11 protein-coding genes are annotated in these 14,015 nt (G+C 73.8%); 4 read left to right on the forward strand and 7 right to left on the reverse strand.

Features of this window, described 5'->3' with window-relative positions:
- The coding region (locus tag ACFVXG_RS02600; protein WP_387923537.1) for a hypothetical protein at positions 1 to 2,952 on the reverse strand (2,952 nt) is incomplete at its 3' end.
- A gap of 271 nt (positions 2,953 to 3,223) precedes the next feature.
- Between ACFVXG_RS02600 and ACFVXG_RS02605 the strand changes: the two genes are divergently transcribed.
- The gene (locus ACFVXG_RS02605) at positions 3,224 to 3,889 is read left to right on the forward strand and encodes a hypothetical protein (protein ID WP_387923539.1); all 666 of its coding nucleotides are present in this window, start codon (positions 3,224 to 3,226) and stop codon (positions 3,887 to 3,889) included.
- Positions 3,890 to 4,212: 323 nt separating this feature from the next.
- On the opposite strand, the gene ACFVXG_RS02610 is transcribed toward ACFVXG_RS02605, so the two are convergent.
- On the reverse strand, positions 4,213 to 5,208 hold the full coding sequence (locus ACFVXG_RS02610) for a DUF5937 family protein (protein ID WP_387923540.1): 996 nt from the start codon (positions 5,206 to 5,208) through the stop codon (positions 4,213 to 4,215).
- A 196-nt stretch (positions 5,209 to 5,404) separates the two neighbouring features.
- Between ACFVXG_RS02610 and ACFVXG_RS02615 the strand changes: the two genes are divergently transcribed.
- On the forward strand, positions 5,405 to 5,881 hold the full coding sequence (locus ACFVXG_RS02615; protein ID WP_387923541.1) for a peptidoglycan-binding protein: 477 nt from the start codon (positions 5,405 to 5,407) through the stop codon (positions 5,879 to 5,881).
- 235 nt (positions 5,882 to 6,116) lie between these two features.
- On the opposite strand, the gene ACFVXG_RS02620 is transcribed toward ACFVXG_RS02615, so the two are convergent.
- Positions 6,117 to 7,667 (reverse strand): FAD-dependent monooxygenase, encoded by a 1,551-nt coding sequence (locus ACFVXG_RS02620; protein WP_387923543.1) that lies wholly within the window; start codon positions 7,665 to 7,667, stop codon positions 6,117 to 6,119.
- Positions 7,668 to 7,753: 86 nt separating this feature from the next.
- Here ACFVXG_RS02620 and ACFVXG_RS02625 point away from each other — a divergent pair, with 86 nt between their 5' ends.
- Positions 7,754 to 8,320, forward strand: a complete 567-nt coding sequence (locus ACFVXG_RS02625) for a CGNR zinc finger domain-containing protein (protein WP_387923545.1) — start codon at positions 7,754 to 7,756, stop codon at positions 8,318 to 8,320.
- A gap of 33 nt (positions 8,321 to 8,353) precedes the next feature.
- On the opposite strand, the gene ACFVXG_RS02630 is transcribed toward ACFVXG_RS02625, so the two are convergent.
- Both ACFVXG_RS02630 and ACFVXG_RS02635 read right to left on the reverse strand, forming a co-directional pair.
- The gene (locus ACFVXG_RS02630; RefSeq protein ID WP_387923547.1) at positions 8,354 to 8,977 is read right to left on the reverse strand and encodes a DUF4328 domain-containing protein; all 624 of its coding nucleotides are present in this window, start codon (positions 8,975 to 8,977) and stop codon (positions 8,354 to 8,356) included.
- A 159-nt stretch (positions 8,978 to 9,136) separates the two neighbouring features.
- The gene (locus ACFVXG_RS02635; RefSeq protein ID WP_387923549.1) at positions 9,137 to 10,162 is read right to left on the reverse strand and encodes a terpene synthase family protein; all 1,026 of its coding nucleotides are present in this window, start codon (positions 10,160 to 10,162) and stop codon (positions 9,137 to 9,139) included.
- Between the two features lie 363 nt (positions 10,163 to 10,525).
- Here ACFVXG_RS02635 and ACFVXG_RS02640 point away from each other — a divergent pair, with 363 nt between their 5' ends.
- Positions 10,526 to 11,020 (forward strand): diadenosine tetraphosphate hydrolase, encoded by a 495-nt coding sequence (locus tag ACFVXG_RS02640; RefSeq protein ID WP_387923550.1) that lies wholly within the window; start codon positions 10,526 to 10,528, stop codon positions 11,018 to 11,020.
- Between the two features lie 74 nt (positions 11,021 to 11,094).
- Here the strand turns inward: ACFVXG_RS02640 and ACFVXG_RS02645 are convergent, their stop codons facing one another.
- Together ACFVXG_RS02645 and ACFVXG_RS02650 are read right to left on the reverse strand one after the other, a co-directional pair.
- The gene (locus ACFVXG_RS02645) at positions 11,095 to 12,516 is read right to left on the reverse strand and encodes a hypothetical protein (RefSeq protein WP_387923552.1); all 1,422 of its coding nucleotides are present in this window, start codon (positions 12,514 to 12,516) and stop codon (positions 11,095 to 11,097) included.
- A complete protein-coding gene (locus tag ACFVXG_RS02650) occupies positions 12,513 to 13,970 on the reverse strand; it encodes a hypothetical protein (RefSeq protein WP_387923554.1) in 1,458 nt (485 codons plus the stop codon). Before ACFVXG_RS02650 ends, ACFVXG_RS02645 begins: the two co-directional genes overlap by 4 nt.
- Positions 13,971 to 14,015 lie beyond the last annotated feature (45 nt).

Consider the following 14,015-nt stretch of genomic DNA (forward strand, 5'->3'; position numbering starts at 1 on the left):
CAGACGGGCCGCGTCGATCGGGACGAACCGGCTCCTGACCGGGGCCGTGGCAGCGGTGACGGTGAAGGCGTCGGGGAGCGAGACCCCGTAGACGCCGTCCAGTTCGATGCCGTAGCTGCCCGGCGCCAGTCCGTTGGTGTCGAGCAGCACGTCGAGCGCGGTGCCGTCGGCGTTCACGGAGAGCGTCGACAGCATCCGCCAGCCGGAGGCACCGTTGCCCACCAGCTTGGCCCGGCTGCCCAGGGTGAGCCCCGTGCCCTTGATCACGGCCTGGACCCGCGTGCCGGCGGCGCCGGTGGACGGGCTGACCGAGGTCAGGGCCGTCGGCGGCCGCGGTACCGGGCAGGCGGAGTCGCAGACACCCTGCATGCTGTACTCGACCGGCGTGCCGGCCGTGACGCTGCTGAGGATCAGCACGGCCTGTTCGGCCTGCGAGTCGGACAGGCACCGGCCCCCGAAGGCACCGTAGAAGGAGGTGCACTGGTATCCGTAGTCGCCGGTCCAGTGGGAGTCCCGGAGCAGGCGCAGTCGCGGGATGTCGTTCGGCCCGGTGGCGCTGCTGGTGCCGACCACGTTGAAGGACTGGTTGGCCTTCATGTCGATCACCGCGCAGTAGGCGGCCGAGTCGTCGGTGAGCACCCCGCTGCGCTGGGGGAAGCCCTGGACGGCGATCGGGTTCGCCGCGCATTCGGGCGCCCAGCCCGCGGCGGTGCGCAGCTTCCAGGTGTCCACGGTGGTGTGGATCGGCTTGTCCTTGTACCCGGAGGCGAGCACGACCACGGTGTACGAGCCGGCACCGGTGAGCTGGCAGGCGGTACCCATCTGGGTGCAGAGCGGCTTGCCCTCGCCGTCGACCACGCTGAGCAGTGCGTTCGTACCGAACGGGCCGTCCGAGGTCCGGACGCCCATCAGGTACTTGTCGCCGCTCTCGGCGGGGACCTGGACGCAGCGGGCGTCCAGCGCCGAAGCCAGGTCGAAGGCGGCGCCGGGACCGCCGACCTTGGTGGAGTCCGGGGTCAGGCAGTCCGCGCCCGGCGCGATGTCGTGCCGGACGAGCTTGTAGCCATCCGCCCCGCCCCAGCCGTTCAGCAGCGCGGTGTACGGGGTGTCGGCGGCCAGCCGGCAGGTCTTGGCCGAGTTCCCGTACGCGAGGGCCGTGCAGACCGGGGTGCCGGCCGCGTCGACCACCGTCACCTCGGCGTTGAGCTGGTTCTTGGCATTGGTGTAGTCGATCAGCTCGACGGTGGAGTGCTGGTCCGCGGGCAGGCTCAGGCAGGCCTGCGGTGCGGCTGCGGTCAGCGGGACCTCGACGCCCCAGGTGCCGTCGAAGCCGCTCTGCGGCCAGGCGGTGCAGCCGTCGGTCTCCTCGGTCCGGTGGACCACCAGACCATAGGCCTTGGCCGGCGTTCCGGTCAGCACCGCGCGGAACGGGGCGGTGCCGGTGAGCTTGCAGACGGTGGACGAGCCGCCGCTGATCTCGCACTGCTTGGCACCCGAGGCGTCGAGGACCTGGGCGGCGACCGGCGCGCCGTCGGCGGGCGGCCGGTTGAGCAGGTAGACGCCCTTGCCGGAAACGGTCGGCAGGGACAGGCAGAGCTGCTGGCCCGGGCCGTCGAAGGTGCCCGTGGCCGGACCGGCCGTCAGGCCGTCGTCGTTGGTCGCGACGCAGCCCCGGGTCTCCTTGGCCGAGTGGAAGGCCATGCCGAACGCGCCGACCGGGGCCGTGTACGCGTCGACGGCCCAGGTGTAGTCACCCGGCGCCAGGTCGCAGGCGCCCTGCGGGCAGAGTCCCCCCTGCGGGCTGCCGTCGGCCGCGAACAGCTTGCCGGGGACGGGGCCGTCGTTCTTGACCGGGCCGAAGCCGTACCGCGCGGAGTCCGTGACGCGCAGCGTCCGGCAGCGTGCGGTGGCAGACAGGTCCGGGGAGACGCCGAAGGCCTGGGGCTCGACCAGGGTGCAGCCCTCCGGGTGGGAGAGCCGTGCCGCGGAGACGGTGTACGCCTGGGCCGCGCCGTTGTAGCGCTGGATGGTGATCCGGAACGGCGCGGGGCCGGTGAGCTTGCAGTCCGGGTAGGTCCACTTGTCGCAGACCTGGGCGCCCGTGGCGTCGTAGACGACGGGGGTGACGCCGGGCTGGGTGGCATCGGTGCGGAGCACGTCGCCGGCGGCGAGGTCCTTCACCTGGTAGCAGTCACCGGCCGAACCGAGCGCCAGGGAGCCGCTGAAGACGGTCGGCGCCCCCAGGGCGAGGTCGGTGGCGCTCACCGCCCGGCAGGCCGTGGTGGACTGCAACGGCAGGTACGAGAGGGCGAGGCCGGTCGCCGTACTGGAGAAGGTGCGGACCTTCAGCGTGTACGTGCCCGGCTGGTTGGTGGCGCAGCGCAGGGCCTGGTTGCCGCCCCAGCTCGGGCCGACCGGGTCGTCACAGGTCACGGTGGTGCCGTCCGGCGCGACCAGGGTCGGGGTGATCGATCCCTGGGTGGGGACGATCTGCGCGAGCAGCAGGTCCTTCTGCTGCGGCAGGGTGAGGGTGAAGACCGCGGTCGCGCTCGGGTCGACGGTGCAGTTCGCCACCGTGCCGGGCTGCAGCGCCGTCGGGCAGGGCGCGGCCGGGTCGGCCTGCGGGGCTTGGGCGGCCTTGCCGGTCGGGGTGGCGGTGGCGGCGGTGGGTGCGGCGGTGGGTGCGGCGGTGGCGGCGGCCGCGCTTGGGGTCGGGGTAGGGGTTGGGGTCGCGGTCGGGGCTGTGCTCGGAGTCGGGGTTGTGCTCGGGTCCGCCTGTGGAGCGGCGGCCGTCGGCGCCGCCCCTGCGGTCGGACCCGGTGCGGCCTGGGCGGGTACGGCCTGACCCGCCATCGAGGCCAGGACGGCCAGCAGCAGGGCTCCGGAGGCGGCTGCTCGCCCGCCTCGACCTCGCTTCCGTCGTGCTCGTCTGCCGATCGGCAGCACGTTCATCTGTTCCCCCCACCTTGGACAGGTCGTGCTCACGGAATGACCACACATGTGATCGGGCGGGCGGAGTCTAGCGAGGTGCGTACACGTCGCGCCACGGTATTCCCGGGCCGGACACCGGCTCTGCCCGCGATATGACTTGACGCTCGATCAGACAACCCTTGACCTTCGCCGCCCGGCCCCTGGGGCTTCGGCCCGACGACGCCCATGGGAACATGACGCACCGTCGAACGAGGCGGATCTCGACCAGCACACCGGACGAAGGGTTGCACTCATGGGGGACACATCGACCGAGCGGCGTCGCATCCTGCAGTCGCCTCCGCCGGAGCTCGTCGCGGAGGCGGCCGCGAACCCCGGCGGGTCGGTCGCCGCGATCGACGCCGATCTCATCGGCGACCCCAACGGCTATGTTCCGGGCGAAGCCGTCCGGGGTATGTGGCGGGTGGGTCAGGACGGCAAGCTGACCGGGGAGTTCATGGAGAATCCGAACTACGGCCCGCCCAAGGACGACCTCACCGAGCTCACGGAGTCCGAGCACTGGCTGGACTGGCTCGGAGAACAACCCGCCGCCGCAGTACGCGAATCCATCGCAGGGATTCTGACCGAGCAGGTATCGGACGCGGTCCTGGAATGGCTCAAGATCGTCGACACTCCTCGCTACCTCACCGGAGGCCGCCCGCAGCCGGACGACTCCAACCACATGATCGTCACGCGAGCCGGCATCGCCGTGCCGTTCGCCCTGTCCGTGACCGCCCCCGGTCGGAGGCGGGACATCCTTCAGGGCGTGTTCTCCTGGGTCGCCGTCAGCCTCGACCAGCCGGACGACCGGAAGGATCAGGTCTGGTTCGACCTGGGCGCCAGCCTGGAATGGGCCGAGAACCAACTCCGCGACCGGATCTACCGTGTCGGTCGGGCCTCGGAGTCCGGTCCCACGGCCTGACTGCGGAAGCCCCGGTACCTACCCGCAGCCTTGGACTTCCTGGAGTTTCGGCTGGTGTCCGCCGGCCCCGGCCGTATCGGTCCTGCCCTTGACCGCGGCGTGAAGACGCCCCTGCACGGGCCGGGACTTGCGAATCGCCATTGCCGTAGCGTTCCAGCGCCGTCCCGCACACGCCGATTGCCACGCCCCGGCAACGGCGCGGTCATCCGAACGCCCGCCTCGTACGGCCGTCGGCCGTCGGCCGTACGAGGCTGATGAGGGGATGAGCAGCGCCCCCCGGAGACCGCCTAGACCGAGCCCGAGGCCGCGCGTTGCTCGCGTGACTACCCGCGGCCCAGCAGGGCGAGTCCGGCGGCGGTGGGCGTGTGGAGGGCCGTGTTGTGATGGCGGAGTGTGGTGATCAGGCCGGCCTCGCGCAGCACGGTGGCGTGCTGGCTGGCGCTGGAGGGGCCGACGGCCAGGGCGGTGGCGATCTCGCCGGTCGTGCAGCCGGGGCGTTGCACGATGACGCGCAGTACGGCGGCGCGGGTTCGGCCCAGCAGCGCGGCCAGTGGTGCGGGTGTGCCGTCGGCGGCGGTCGTGGTCGTGAGGGTCAAGGGGGTGATCGTCCCGTCGCGGCGGGCGGGGTAGGTCAGGATGGGTTGGGGTTCGGCGTCCGGATCCACCACGGGTACCTCGGTGGAGAACACGGACGGTATGAGCAGCAGGCCCTGGCCCTCCAGGTGGACCTCGCCCTCCAGTCCTGACACCAGGTCGACCTCGAGTACGGGTGCCCGCCACCGGATGCGCGGCGGGCAGAGCCCGTTCAGCAGCCGTTCGACACCGCCGTGCAGAAGGTCATGGGACCGTACGGCCCGGTCGGCCGCGACCTGGGTGGTGATCTGGGGCCAGTACGGGGCCAGGACGGTCGCGTGGACCTGGCCGAGGGCGTCGACCAGTTGCCGGAGCACCTCCGGGCTGTCGCTCAGCCGGGCGGCCCAGCCGGGCATCCGCTGCCGCTCGGCGATCCGGGCGAGGGATGCCCGCACCCGTGCGGTCGGCGTGGCGGCGATCTGCTCCAGCAACTCGGGGACGCTGCCGGTTCCTTGTGGGATCAGGAAGCCGGGCGCCCATCCGTGCCGGGGCGTCAGGTCGAGCACCATCCGCGCCTGGGGCGGCAGGCGGGCCCGGACCTCTCGGCGCCAAGTGCCGAAGCGCAGCGCCTGGTTGCGGTCCTGCAGGACGCGCAGCGCGATGCTCAGTTCCTCGAGCGGAGGAACGGACGCGGCGACGCGGGTGCGTGCCAGGTCGGCGCCGGTGAAGTGGAACCGGTAGACCATGCGTGCTCCCCCGCGCCGTCCGGTGTGCCGCTGCGGGTGCCGATTCTTCCGATACGTCGTTCTTCACGCCAGGTTGAAACAGGACGACGTCGCCGATGGCCGCGGCCGATGCTGTTGGAGCAGGGAGCGCAGTGCCCCTGCGGTCGCCCGTCAGGATCCCGGAGCGACCGTCCGGACATCGGAGAGGTACACGCAAATGCGATCGAACGCCTTGGCAAGGACCCTCGTCAGTGTCACCGCCGCAGTCGGCATCGCCGCCGGCGGCGTGGCCGGCGCGAGTGCGGGCTTCGCGGCGACCCAGTCGGCCGTCAGGCCTGCGGCGAGCGTCCAGAACGTCACCGTCCTCGCGGTGAACAACCTCGGCCTGAGCAGCCAGCAGGCCATGAACGTCCAGTGCTTCCTGACGCAGGACCCGGCGAACTACAACGACGCCATCGACGGACAGCTGGGCCCCAACAGTTGGAAGGCGATGCAGCGCTGGCTCGCCGCGTACTGGAACTACCCGAGCAACCAGATCGACGGAGTCGTCGGACCCAACACCGTCAAGGCGCTGCAGCGCATGCTGGCCTACGGCTGGGGCTACACGGGCGGCATCGACGGGGATGCCGGGACGGGGACGCGGGCCGCGTTCAAGCGGTTCGCCGACGACATGAGCGGCTTCTACCCCTGCTGAACCGTTCCGTCGCTCCCAGGGGGCCGAGATGTCGTCTGCTGCCCGCACAGCGGCTCGACTGATCGAACAGGGCTCCTGAGCAGGTGATCCGGCGGTACCAGGAGCACCACGGCGGGGCCTCCCGGCAGCTCGGGGTCGCGATCGCGACCGAGCAAAGCACCGGGAGGCCCTGCCGCTGCGCGCGGCTCGAGCCCTGCCACCGCAAGTAGCCCGCTCCCGACGGAGGTGCGGGGGCTCAGGGGCGGGCGAGGATCTGGCGTAGGACGTCGAGGAGTTGGGTGTGGTCGGCGGGCGGGTTTGGGGCGTGCCAGGCGATGTGGCCGTCGGGGCGGACGAGGGCGGCGCCGGTCGGGGGGAGGGCTAGCGGGCGCATCAGGGCGGCGGGGAGCGGGCGCAGGGTGACGGGGAGGCCGGCGGCGGTGGCGGTGTCGGCGTGCGGTTGCCAGGAGTCGTCGGCGGTGAAGAGGGTGAAGCCCGGGCCGACCAGGTCGAGGGTGGAGCCTGCGGAGCCGGGGGTGAGTGGCAGGTGCGGGAGGCGGGTTCCGGGGGCGCCGTCGGGGTGTTCGCGGTCCGGGTCGAGCGGTGGGCGGGGTGCCGCGGTGGTGGGGAGGACGGTGGCGCCGGGCAGGACGGCGGTGGAGGTGTAGGCCGCGGTGAGCAGCAGTTCGTCGTCGATCCGGTAGCTCGTCCGGGCACGGGAGTTGGCGAGGGAGAGGTCGATGACCTGGCGGGCCACCGGGCGGCGTTCGGCCTCATAGCTGTCGAGCAGGGCCTCGCCGGCCGCTCCGGTGGTGACGGCGGCGAGTTTCCAGGCGAGGTTGTCGGCGTCGCCGATGCCGGTGTTCATGCCGTGCCCGCCGGTCGGGGGCGTCACGTGGGCCGCGTCGCCCGCGAGCAGGACCCGGGAGCGGCGGTAGGCGGCGGCGAGTCGGGCGTCCATCCGCCAGGTGGTGGTGTCGCGGACGGTGACGGGCAGCTCCGGCAGGCCCGCCGCCTCGCGGATCAGCCGGGCGAGCCGCGGGTGGTCGTCCTGGAGGGTGGCGATGGACTCGCGCCCGGGGTCGTACGGGTGCTGGTAGATCCAGCGCCGGTCGTTGTCGACGGCGAGGAAGCCGCCCCGCCCGGGCTCGGTGAGGAAGTAGGAGGCGCTGGCCCGGTCGGCGACGACCTCGCCGAGGGGTGCCTCGAAGCGGACGCTGAGGAAGTGGCCGAGGCCGGTCGGCCCGTCCATGGCGATCCCGGCGGCCGCCCGGACGGTGCTCGACGCGCCGTCGCAGCCGATCAGCCGGTCGGCGCGGACGGTGTGCCGCTCGCCGCCGGCCCGCTCCTCCAGGACGGCGTGCACGCCGTCGCCGTCCTCGGTGTACGCCACCAGCCGGGTCGCGAACCGGACGGCCTCCGGGGCGAGTTCACGGGCCCGCCGGACGAGGACGGCCTCCAGCGCGTCCTGGGAGCAGACCAGCCCGGGGGACGGGGTCCGCTCGGCACCGTCCTGCGGCGCCACCCCGGTGCGGACGAAGTCCGGGTCGACCAGGGTGCGGCCGCGGTAGAAGTACACCTGGGAGGGCGGCAGTCCGGCCCGGCGGATGTCCTGCTCCAGGCCGCAGCGCCGGAAGACCTCCATCGAACGCGCCGACACGCCACGGGCCTTGGGGTGCCGGGAGGTGTCGGGGTGCGCCTCGACGAGCAGGTGGTCCACGCCGTACCCGGACAACAGGAGGGAGAGCGTCAGGCCGACGGGGCCTCCGCCGACGATGAGTACGGACGTCGTTGCCGGGAATCGCATGCCGCTCCTTCGTAACGCCTACATCCTGATTTTGACGTTACCATGGTGGCAGCAGACACCCCGAGGAGACGAGGACACCCGCCCCCATGCCCCGGAGCCCCGCCCCGACGCCCGAGGCCCCCGGCGACGACAACCCCCGCGGCCTCCACTTCCTCGCCGACCTCGCCAACACCGTCCGCGCCGACCCCGAAGCGGGCGCCGCCGAACTCCAGGCGCTCCTCGACCGGCACGGCGGCCCGCCGTTCCGCCTCACCGAGGCCGACGCCCGGGAGCTCCGCGAGGCCACCGCCCCCGTGATCGCCGTCCTCGACACCGAGGACCCCGACCGGGCCGCCGAGGAGATCAACACCCTCCTCGACCGCTACCCGCCCCGCCCCCACCTCGTCCGGCTCCCCGGCCGCCCCTGGTCCCTGCACACCCGGGCCCCCGCCGACGCGGGCCTCACCCACTGGCTGCTCTCCACCGCCGCCCTCGCCCTCGGCCTGTGGCTCAGCGAACGCGGCACCTGCGCCTGGGGCCGCTGCGCCGCCCCGGGCTGCGGCCGCCACTTCATCGACACCGGCCGCCGCACCCCGCAGCGATACTGCACCCCCCGCTGCGCCACCCGGGTCCGGGTCGCCACCCACCGCGCCGGCCGACGGGCCGGCGGCTGACCGGCGGACCGGCGTTCCGAGCGCCTCGGGCCCTCAGCGCGACGCGGCCCGGGCGAACGGCAGGGAGGCCATCTCGGCGCCCACTGCGGCGTGCTGGCGGGCCGTGATCCGCCGGATCACCAGGATCGCCAGCACCGCGGCCACCACGCCGACCGTCGCGTCCGGCGGCGAGTACGCGTACGGGCGGGCCGCCCCCAGCTCGATGAGGATCGCGGCGCCCACGCTCTTCCCGAGCCACGCCACCCACCAGGCGTCGATCAGCCACGCCCCACCGGCCGGCGCATTCGCACGCCAGACGTCCAGCGCGACCCGACGCGGGATCCACCACATCGGCCCCGGAACGAACCACGCCCAGACCGCCGCCCCCGCCGAGTGCTTGTGCGCGCCCGGCGCGAAGTGCTCCGCGTTCAACCGGCACCGGCGGAACCAGCACAGGAACACCACGATGGTCGCGATGAACAGCGGCCCGGCGATCGGCACGTACCGCGAGAACAGCTCCGACCTCGTACCGCCCGCCACCGCCACCGCCAGCTGCGCCGCGCCCTGAACGCCGATCAACACCTGCGCGGCCACCGCCAGCCCCCGGGGGTCGGCCACCGGCCCGCTGTAGGCCAGGGCGCGCGGGCGCGGCGCATTACGGTCGGCTTGGATGGTCACTGCGGTCCCCCACCAGACTCGCCTGCGGTGCTGGTCACGCGCAGAGATCGCGAGAAGGATAGGGACATGTGTTCGAACTGTCCACAAGATCAACACGCCGAGGACACCGGGAGCGTCCGATCGGGCCGTGGCCCGCCCTCCGCCCCTCCCCGCGCCGCGCTAGCAGGGGGTGAAGACGTCCACCCCGGTCCCCCGCCCCGGTCCGCTCGCGGCGGGCGTCGCCGCGCTGTCCGGCCGGTAGCGCTCCGCGCGGGCGTGGTACTCGAAGTCGCCGCGCAGCAGCGAGCGGTGGTGCTCGGCGTAGCGCCGCACGGCGGCCCGGATCGGCTGGGTGGCGCCGGCGGCGGCGAGTTGGGCGGGCAGTTGCCGCTCGGCGCTGACGGCGCGTTCGACGCAGGCGGCCCGGAGGGCGTCGACCCGGGTGACGGCGTCCTGGGTGGTTCCGCCGTGGTGGTGGCGCAGGACGAAGACGGCGTTGTGGTAATAGCCGGCCGCGCCTTCCTTCCGGGCCGAGCAGAGGTCGTTGTAGAGGGCGATGTGGTCGACCACGGCGTTGCGCAGGGCGACGAGTGCGGGCAGGCGGCGCATGTGGTCGGGCAGGTCGATGGCCGGCGGGGTTTCGAAGAGGTCCAGGAACATCCCCATGCCGATGGAGTTCCGGCGGTGGGTGAGGTAGTCCTCGGGGAGCGGCGTGTGGCCGGCCGCGCGTTCCACGGCCTCGCGCCAGTACGTCCACAGCCAGGCGGTGACGTCCTCGCGGAAGGTCCGGTGCCAGACGGCCGACCGGCCGGTCAGGGTGCGCCGCCACAGGTCTGCCAGGGCGAGGGCGGCCGGGCTGGTCGGACGGCGGGCGCCGTGCAGGATGCCCGTCAGTTCGTCGATCGCCGCCCGGCTGCGGGCGAGGTCCTGGCCGCAGCCGTCGTCGTCGAAGGCGTCGTCGACGACGAACGCCCAGAACGTCCACTGGCAGCGCAGCGCGAGCGGCCCCACCTCGGCGGTGGGGTCGGTGAGGGCACACCACAGTTCGGCCTGGGTGCGCCGCATCCGGCGGCGCACCTCGGGCGCGGAACAGAGGCCGAACTCCTCGGCCCAGGCCCACATCCGTAAGCCCGCCTCCTCCTGGAGCGGGTTGCCGCCGGTCGGCGGGAAGGGCATCCGGAAGGCGGGGAGGGTGATCCGGTCCATGGCGCGCGTGCTCCTGTCTGGTCGGGAAAGGCACTGCGGCCGTCGCACCCTCCGACAGTTCGTCCCCCCTGTCCAGTGGGCACCGGCCCGTGCGCCCGCCCTCCGGCCCCTCGTCCGGGCCACCGCTCCGACGACGCTGTCCGTTCCGTTCCGCGCCCGCCAACTCACCTGGCATGAAGGATCATTGACGGACCAGCGGTTCCGTTGCCACCCGAACGACAGCCGCCGGAGCGGGAGCCGCCCTCCGACCACCTCCACCGACCGGGCTCCGACGTCGAGCCTTCCCCGAGGAACCCTCCACCGGCACGCTGCCGCACCGGGCAGAGGCCGACCGCGGTCGACGACGGGGTGTAGCTTCGCGCCATGACCGAAGGCTGGCGGACGGACCGGATCGGCAGTGCGCTGCGGGGCGCCAATCCCACGGTACTGCGAAGGCTCAGCGCGGGTTTCGCCGTGATCGGGGACGTCCAGTTCCTCCCCGGATACTCGGTGCTCCTGACCGACGAGCCCGACGCACAGCGGCTGTCGGACCTTCCCCGGGCGAAGCGGTCGCGTTTCCTGGCCGACATGGACCGGCTGGGGGAAGCGGTCGAACGAGCCTGCCGTCGGATCGACCCGGCCTTCCGACGGGTGAACCTGGAGATCCTCGGCAACACCGACGGCTTCCTGCACGCGCACGTGTGGCCGCGCTACGAGTGGGAGGCCGCCGACCTGGTCGGCAGGCCGGTCTGGCTGTATCCGCAAGAACGGTGGCGGGACGAGCAGTTCAGCCTCGGCCCTCGGCATGCCACGCTGCGGGAGGCGATCGGCGCGGAACTGGATCGACTGGCGCACGAGAGCACGCACGCCGTGGACTGACGGCTGCAGGACCCGCCGACCGGGGCCGACCGGACCGGGACGCCGTCGCGTCCCGTCGGCACCGGCGCGGGCGTTCACCCGGCGTCGTGGCCCAGGCGGGCGAGGGTGTCGCGGACGAGGGGTTCGTGCTGGTGGGCGGCGAGCCGGCGGTGGTACTGCACGGCCAGCCCCGGGGGGAGGGTGCCGGTGAGGGCGAGGGCGCAGTACGTGGCGCGGGCGGCCTGGGCGGCCTCGCCGAGGGCGAGGTAGGTGTCGACGGCGGACAGGAGCACCCGGCCGGCCAGCGGTGGGGCGGGCGCGGGCTCGGCGCCGTCCAGCCGTTCCAGCAGGGCCGCGAGGTGGGGTTCCGCCCGGCGGGGCCGGGCCGCGTGGAGCCAGGCGTCGGCGTGGGCGACGGCCAGGTGGTGGTCGTCGACGGTGAACGGGAATCCGGGCCGGTGCCCGCCGTCGGCGGACGCCAGGGCGTCGGAGGCGCGGCCGAGCGCCCGCTCCGCGTCGCCGGACCGCCCGAGCCGGGCGAGGGCCAGCGCGTCCCTGGTGTTCAGCACGACGGTGACGGCGGGCGAGGGGTACGGCTCGGCGAGCCGGGCGGCCTGGACGATCGTCCGAGCGTCGGCCGCGTCACCCGCGAGGAGGTGACGGGTGGCCAGCTGCGCCAGGACGGCGGCCACCGCCGTCCGGTGGCCCGCCGCGACGGCGGCGCGCAGCGCGACCAGGTTGTGCCGCTCGGCCCTGGCCTCCTCGCCGACGGCGCTGCTGAGCCAGGTGCAGAGCAGGGCGGTGCGGGCGGCGAGCGGGAACAGGTCCGGCGGCGAGGGGGGTTCACCGCCCGCACCGGCGGCCAGGTGGTCGACGACGAAGCGGTGCTCGGCGTCCGCCGCGGCGTACAGGACCGCAGGAGGCACGAGCGTGCCGGGCTCGTGCAGTTCGAGGGCCGTGGTGCGGGCCTCGATCCACCGGAGGTGTGTCTGCGCCGGGCCGGGCCCGGCAGGTCCGCGGGCGGTCGGTCGGTTGCCGGGCGGTCGGGTGCCGGGCGGTGTCGCCCTGGTCTCGGCGAGCCGCCGGAGCGCCCCGCGCAGCTGGGTGGCGAGCGCCCGCCCCCGTAAGGCGAGTTCCGGCCGGTCCGGCGGTACGGTCGGAACCGTCGGCCGGGTCGGTTCGGGGCGGTGCGCGACGGCGCGCAGGGCGAGCACGGCGCCGTGGTCCGTGTAGGGCCGGTCGAGCAGGGCGGCGTCGCCCTCGGGCAGGTGGAGCCAGTGCGGCCAGCCGAGCCGGTGGACCTCGCGGGCAGGGACGCCGTGGATGTGCGCGATGGCGAGCTGGACGGTGTGCGCGGGGACGGCGCGTCCGGACTCCCAGTGGGCGACCTTCTCCCGGCGGGCGGCCAACTGCCCGAGGGCGAGGGCGGCGTGGGTCCGCGCGATGAGCTTCGCGTACTCGGGTTCGGACAGGCCCTTCCCCGTCCGTAACCGGGTGAGGGGGTGGACGTGCCTCATGTCGCCTCCGAAGGTGGTCGAGGAGGTGGTCCGGTCGGTGATCCGGAAGGCGGCCCGGACAGTGGATCGTCGAGCCGTTCGAGGACCTGCCGGACGGCCGGCTCGTGGGCGTGGCGGGCCAGCCGCTCCCGGTAGCGCAGAGCAAGCCCGGGTGGGAGCGTTCCGGCGACGTCGACGGCCTGGTGGACGGTTCGGACCGCCGGGCCGATCTCGCCGAGCGCCAGGTGGGCGTCCGCGACATAGAGGAGCCATACGCCGGTGTGGGGTGAGGGCACGGCGGCGTGTGGTGCCAGCAGGGAGTCCGTGAGGTTCTCGAACTGCCACCTCGCCTTGTGCGGGGCGTCCAGGAAGAGCGAGACCTGGGCCCGGGCGACGGTGACGGAGCGCTCGTGGGCGTCGGCGTCGTACGGCGGCGCGTCCGGGTCCGTCCCTGTCCCCGTGCCCGTGCCCGTGCAGGAGGCGAGGGCGACGCTCTCGGCGGCGCGGTCCAGCGCCCTCGCCGCGCCGACGGCGTTCCCCGTCCCGGCGAGGGCGAGGGCCTCGACGTTGTGCAGGAGCGTCGCGGCGCCCGGCGCCGACCGGGAGTGGGCGGCGCGGGCGGCCCGGACGAGCGTCAGTCCGTCGGCCGGGTCGCCGGCGATGATGTGCCGCAGCGCGAGTTGCGTCATGGCCACGGCCGCGACCGCGGGTTCTCCCGCCGCGGCGGCCGCCCTGACGGCGGTGAGGTTGTGGCGTTCGGCCCGGGTCTCCTCGCCGAGGGCGCTGCTCAGCCAGGAGCAGAGCAGCGCGGTGCGGGCCGCGAGGCGGAAGAGCCGACGGGAGGCCGGGGCGCCGTGGCCGCCGACGCCGAGCAGGCGGACGACCAGGCGGTGCTCGGCGTGGGCCGCGGGGTACAGCGCCGCCACCGGGACGGTGGTGCCGTACTCGTGCCGCTCGAGGGCCGCGACCCGGACCTCGATCCAGCGCAACTGCTCGGCGATGGAGGCGACGGAAGCGACGGAGGAGCAGCCGTCCGGCCGCGAACGCCGGGTCCGGCCGCCGACCGTCATCTGGCCGATGGCGGAACGGAGTTGGACCGCAAGCGCCGCCCCCTTGAGCAGCAGCGCCGGGGAGCGCGGCGCCTTCGGCAGATGGAGGGCGCTATGCAGGGCGAGTTCGGCGCCCGTAGCGGTGCAGGGCTGATCGAGCAGGATGGTGTCGCTGGTGACCAGGTGCAGCCAGTGCGGCCAGCCGAGCCGGCACACCTCGCGGGCCGGGACGCCGTGCAGGTGGGCCATCGCCAGTTGGGCGCTGTGTTCCGGGACGGTGCGGCCCGATTCCCACCGGGAGACCTTCTCCCGCCGGGCGGCCATCTGACCGAGGCCCAGCTCGGAGTGGGCCTGTGCGACGAGACGGGCGTACTCGGGGTGGGAAAGCCCCTTCGCGGCCCGCAGCAGGGTGAGAGGGTGCGCCATGGATGAGGTTCTCGGGGCTCTCTGGAGATCATCGGGGAGCCGTGG

Source organism: Kitasatospora sp. NPDC058162 (assembly GCF_042884005.1).
Lineage (GTDB): Bacteria > Actinomycetota > Actinomycetes > Streptomycetales > Streptomycetaceae > Kitasatospora.

What these genes read in the sequence shown, in the direction of transcription:
- ACFVXG_RS02605 (WP_387923539.1), top strand. Translation starts at nt 3,224, where the DNA reads ATGGGGGACACATCGACCGAGCGGCGTCGCATCCTGCAGTCGCCTCCG.
- ACFVXG_RS02610 (WP_387923540.1), bottom strand. Translation starts at nt 5,208, where the DNA reads ATGGTCTACCGGTTCCACTTCACCGGCGCCGACCTGGCACGCACCCGC.
- ACFVXG_RS02615 (WP_387923541.1), top strand. Translation starts at nt 5,405, where the DNA reads ATGCGATCGAACGCCTTGGCAAGGACCCTCGTCAGTGTCACCGCCGCA.
- ACFVXG_RS02620 (WP_387923543.1), bottom strand. Translation starts at nt 7,667, where the DNA reads ATGCGATTCCCGGCAACGACGTCCGTACTCATCGTCGGCGGAGGCCCC.
- ACFVXG_RS02625 (WP_387923545.1), top strand. Translation starts at nt 7,754, where the DNA reads ATGCCCCGGAGCCCCGCCCCGACGCCCGAGGCCCCCGGCGACGACAAC.
- ACFVXG_RS02635 (WP_387923549.1), bottom strand. Translation starts at nt 10,162, where the DNA reads ATGGACCGGATCACCCTCCCCGCCTTCCGGATGCCCTTCCCGCCGACC.
- ACFVXG_RS02640 (WP_387923550.1), top strand. Translation starts at nt 10,526, where the DNA reads ATGACCGAAGGCTGGCGGACGGACCGGATCGGCAGTGCGCTGCGGGGC.
- ACFVXG_RS02645 (WP_387923552.1), bottom strand. Translation starts at nt 12,516, where the DNA reads ATGAGGCACGTCCACCCCCTCACCCGGTTACGGACGGGGAAGGGCCTG.
- ACFVXG_RS02650 (WP_387923554.1), bottom strand. Translation starts at nt 13,970, where the DNA reads ATGGCGCACCCTCTCACCCTGCTGCGGGCCGCGAAGGGGCTTTCCCAC.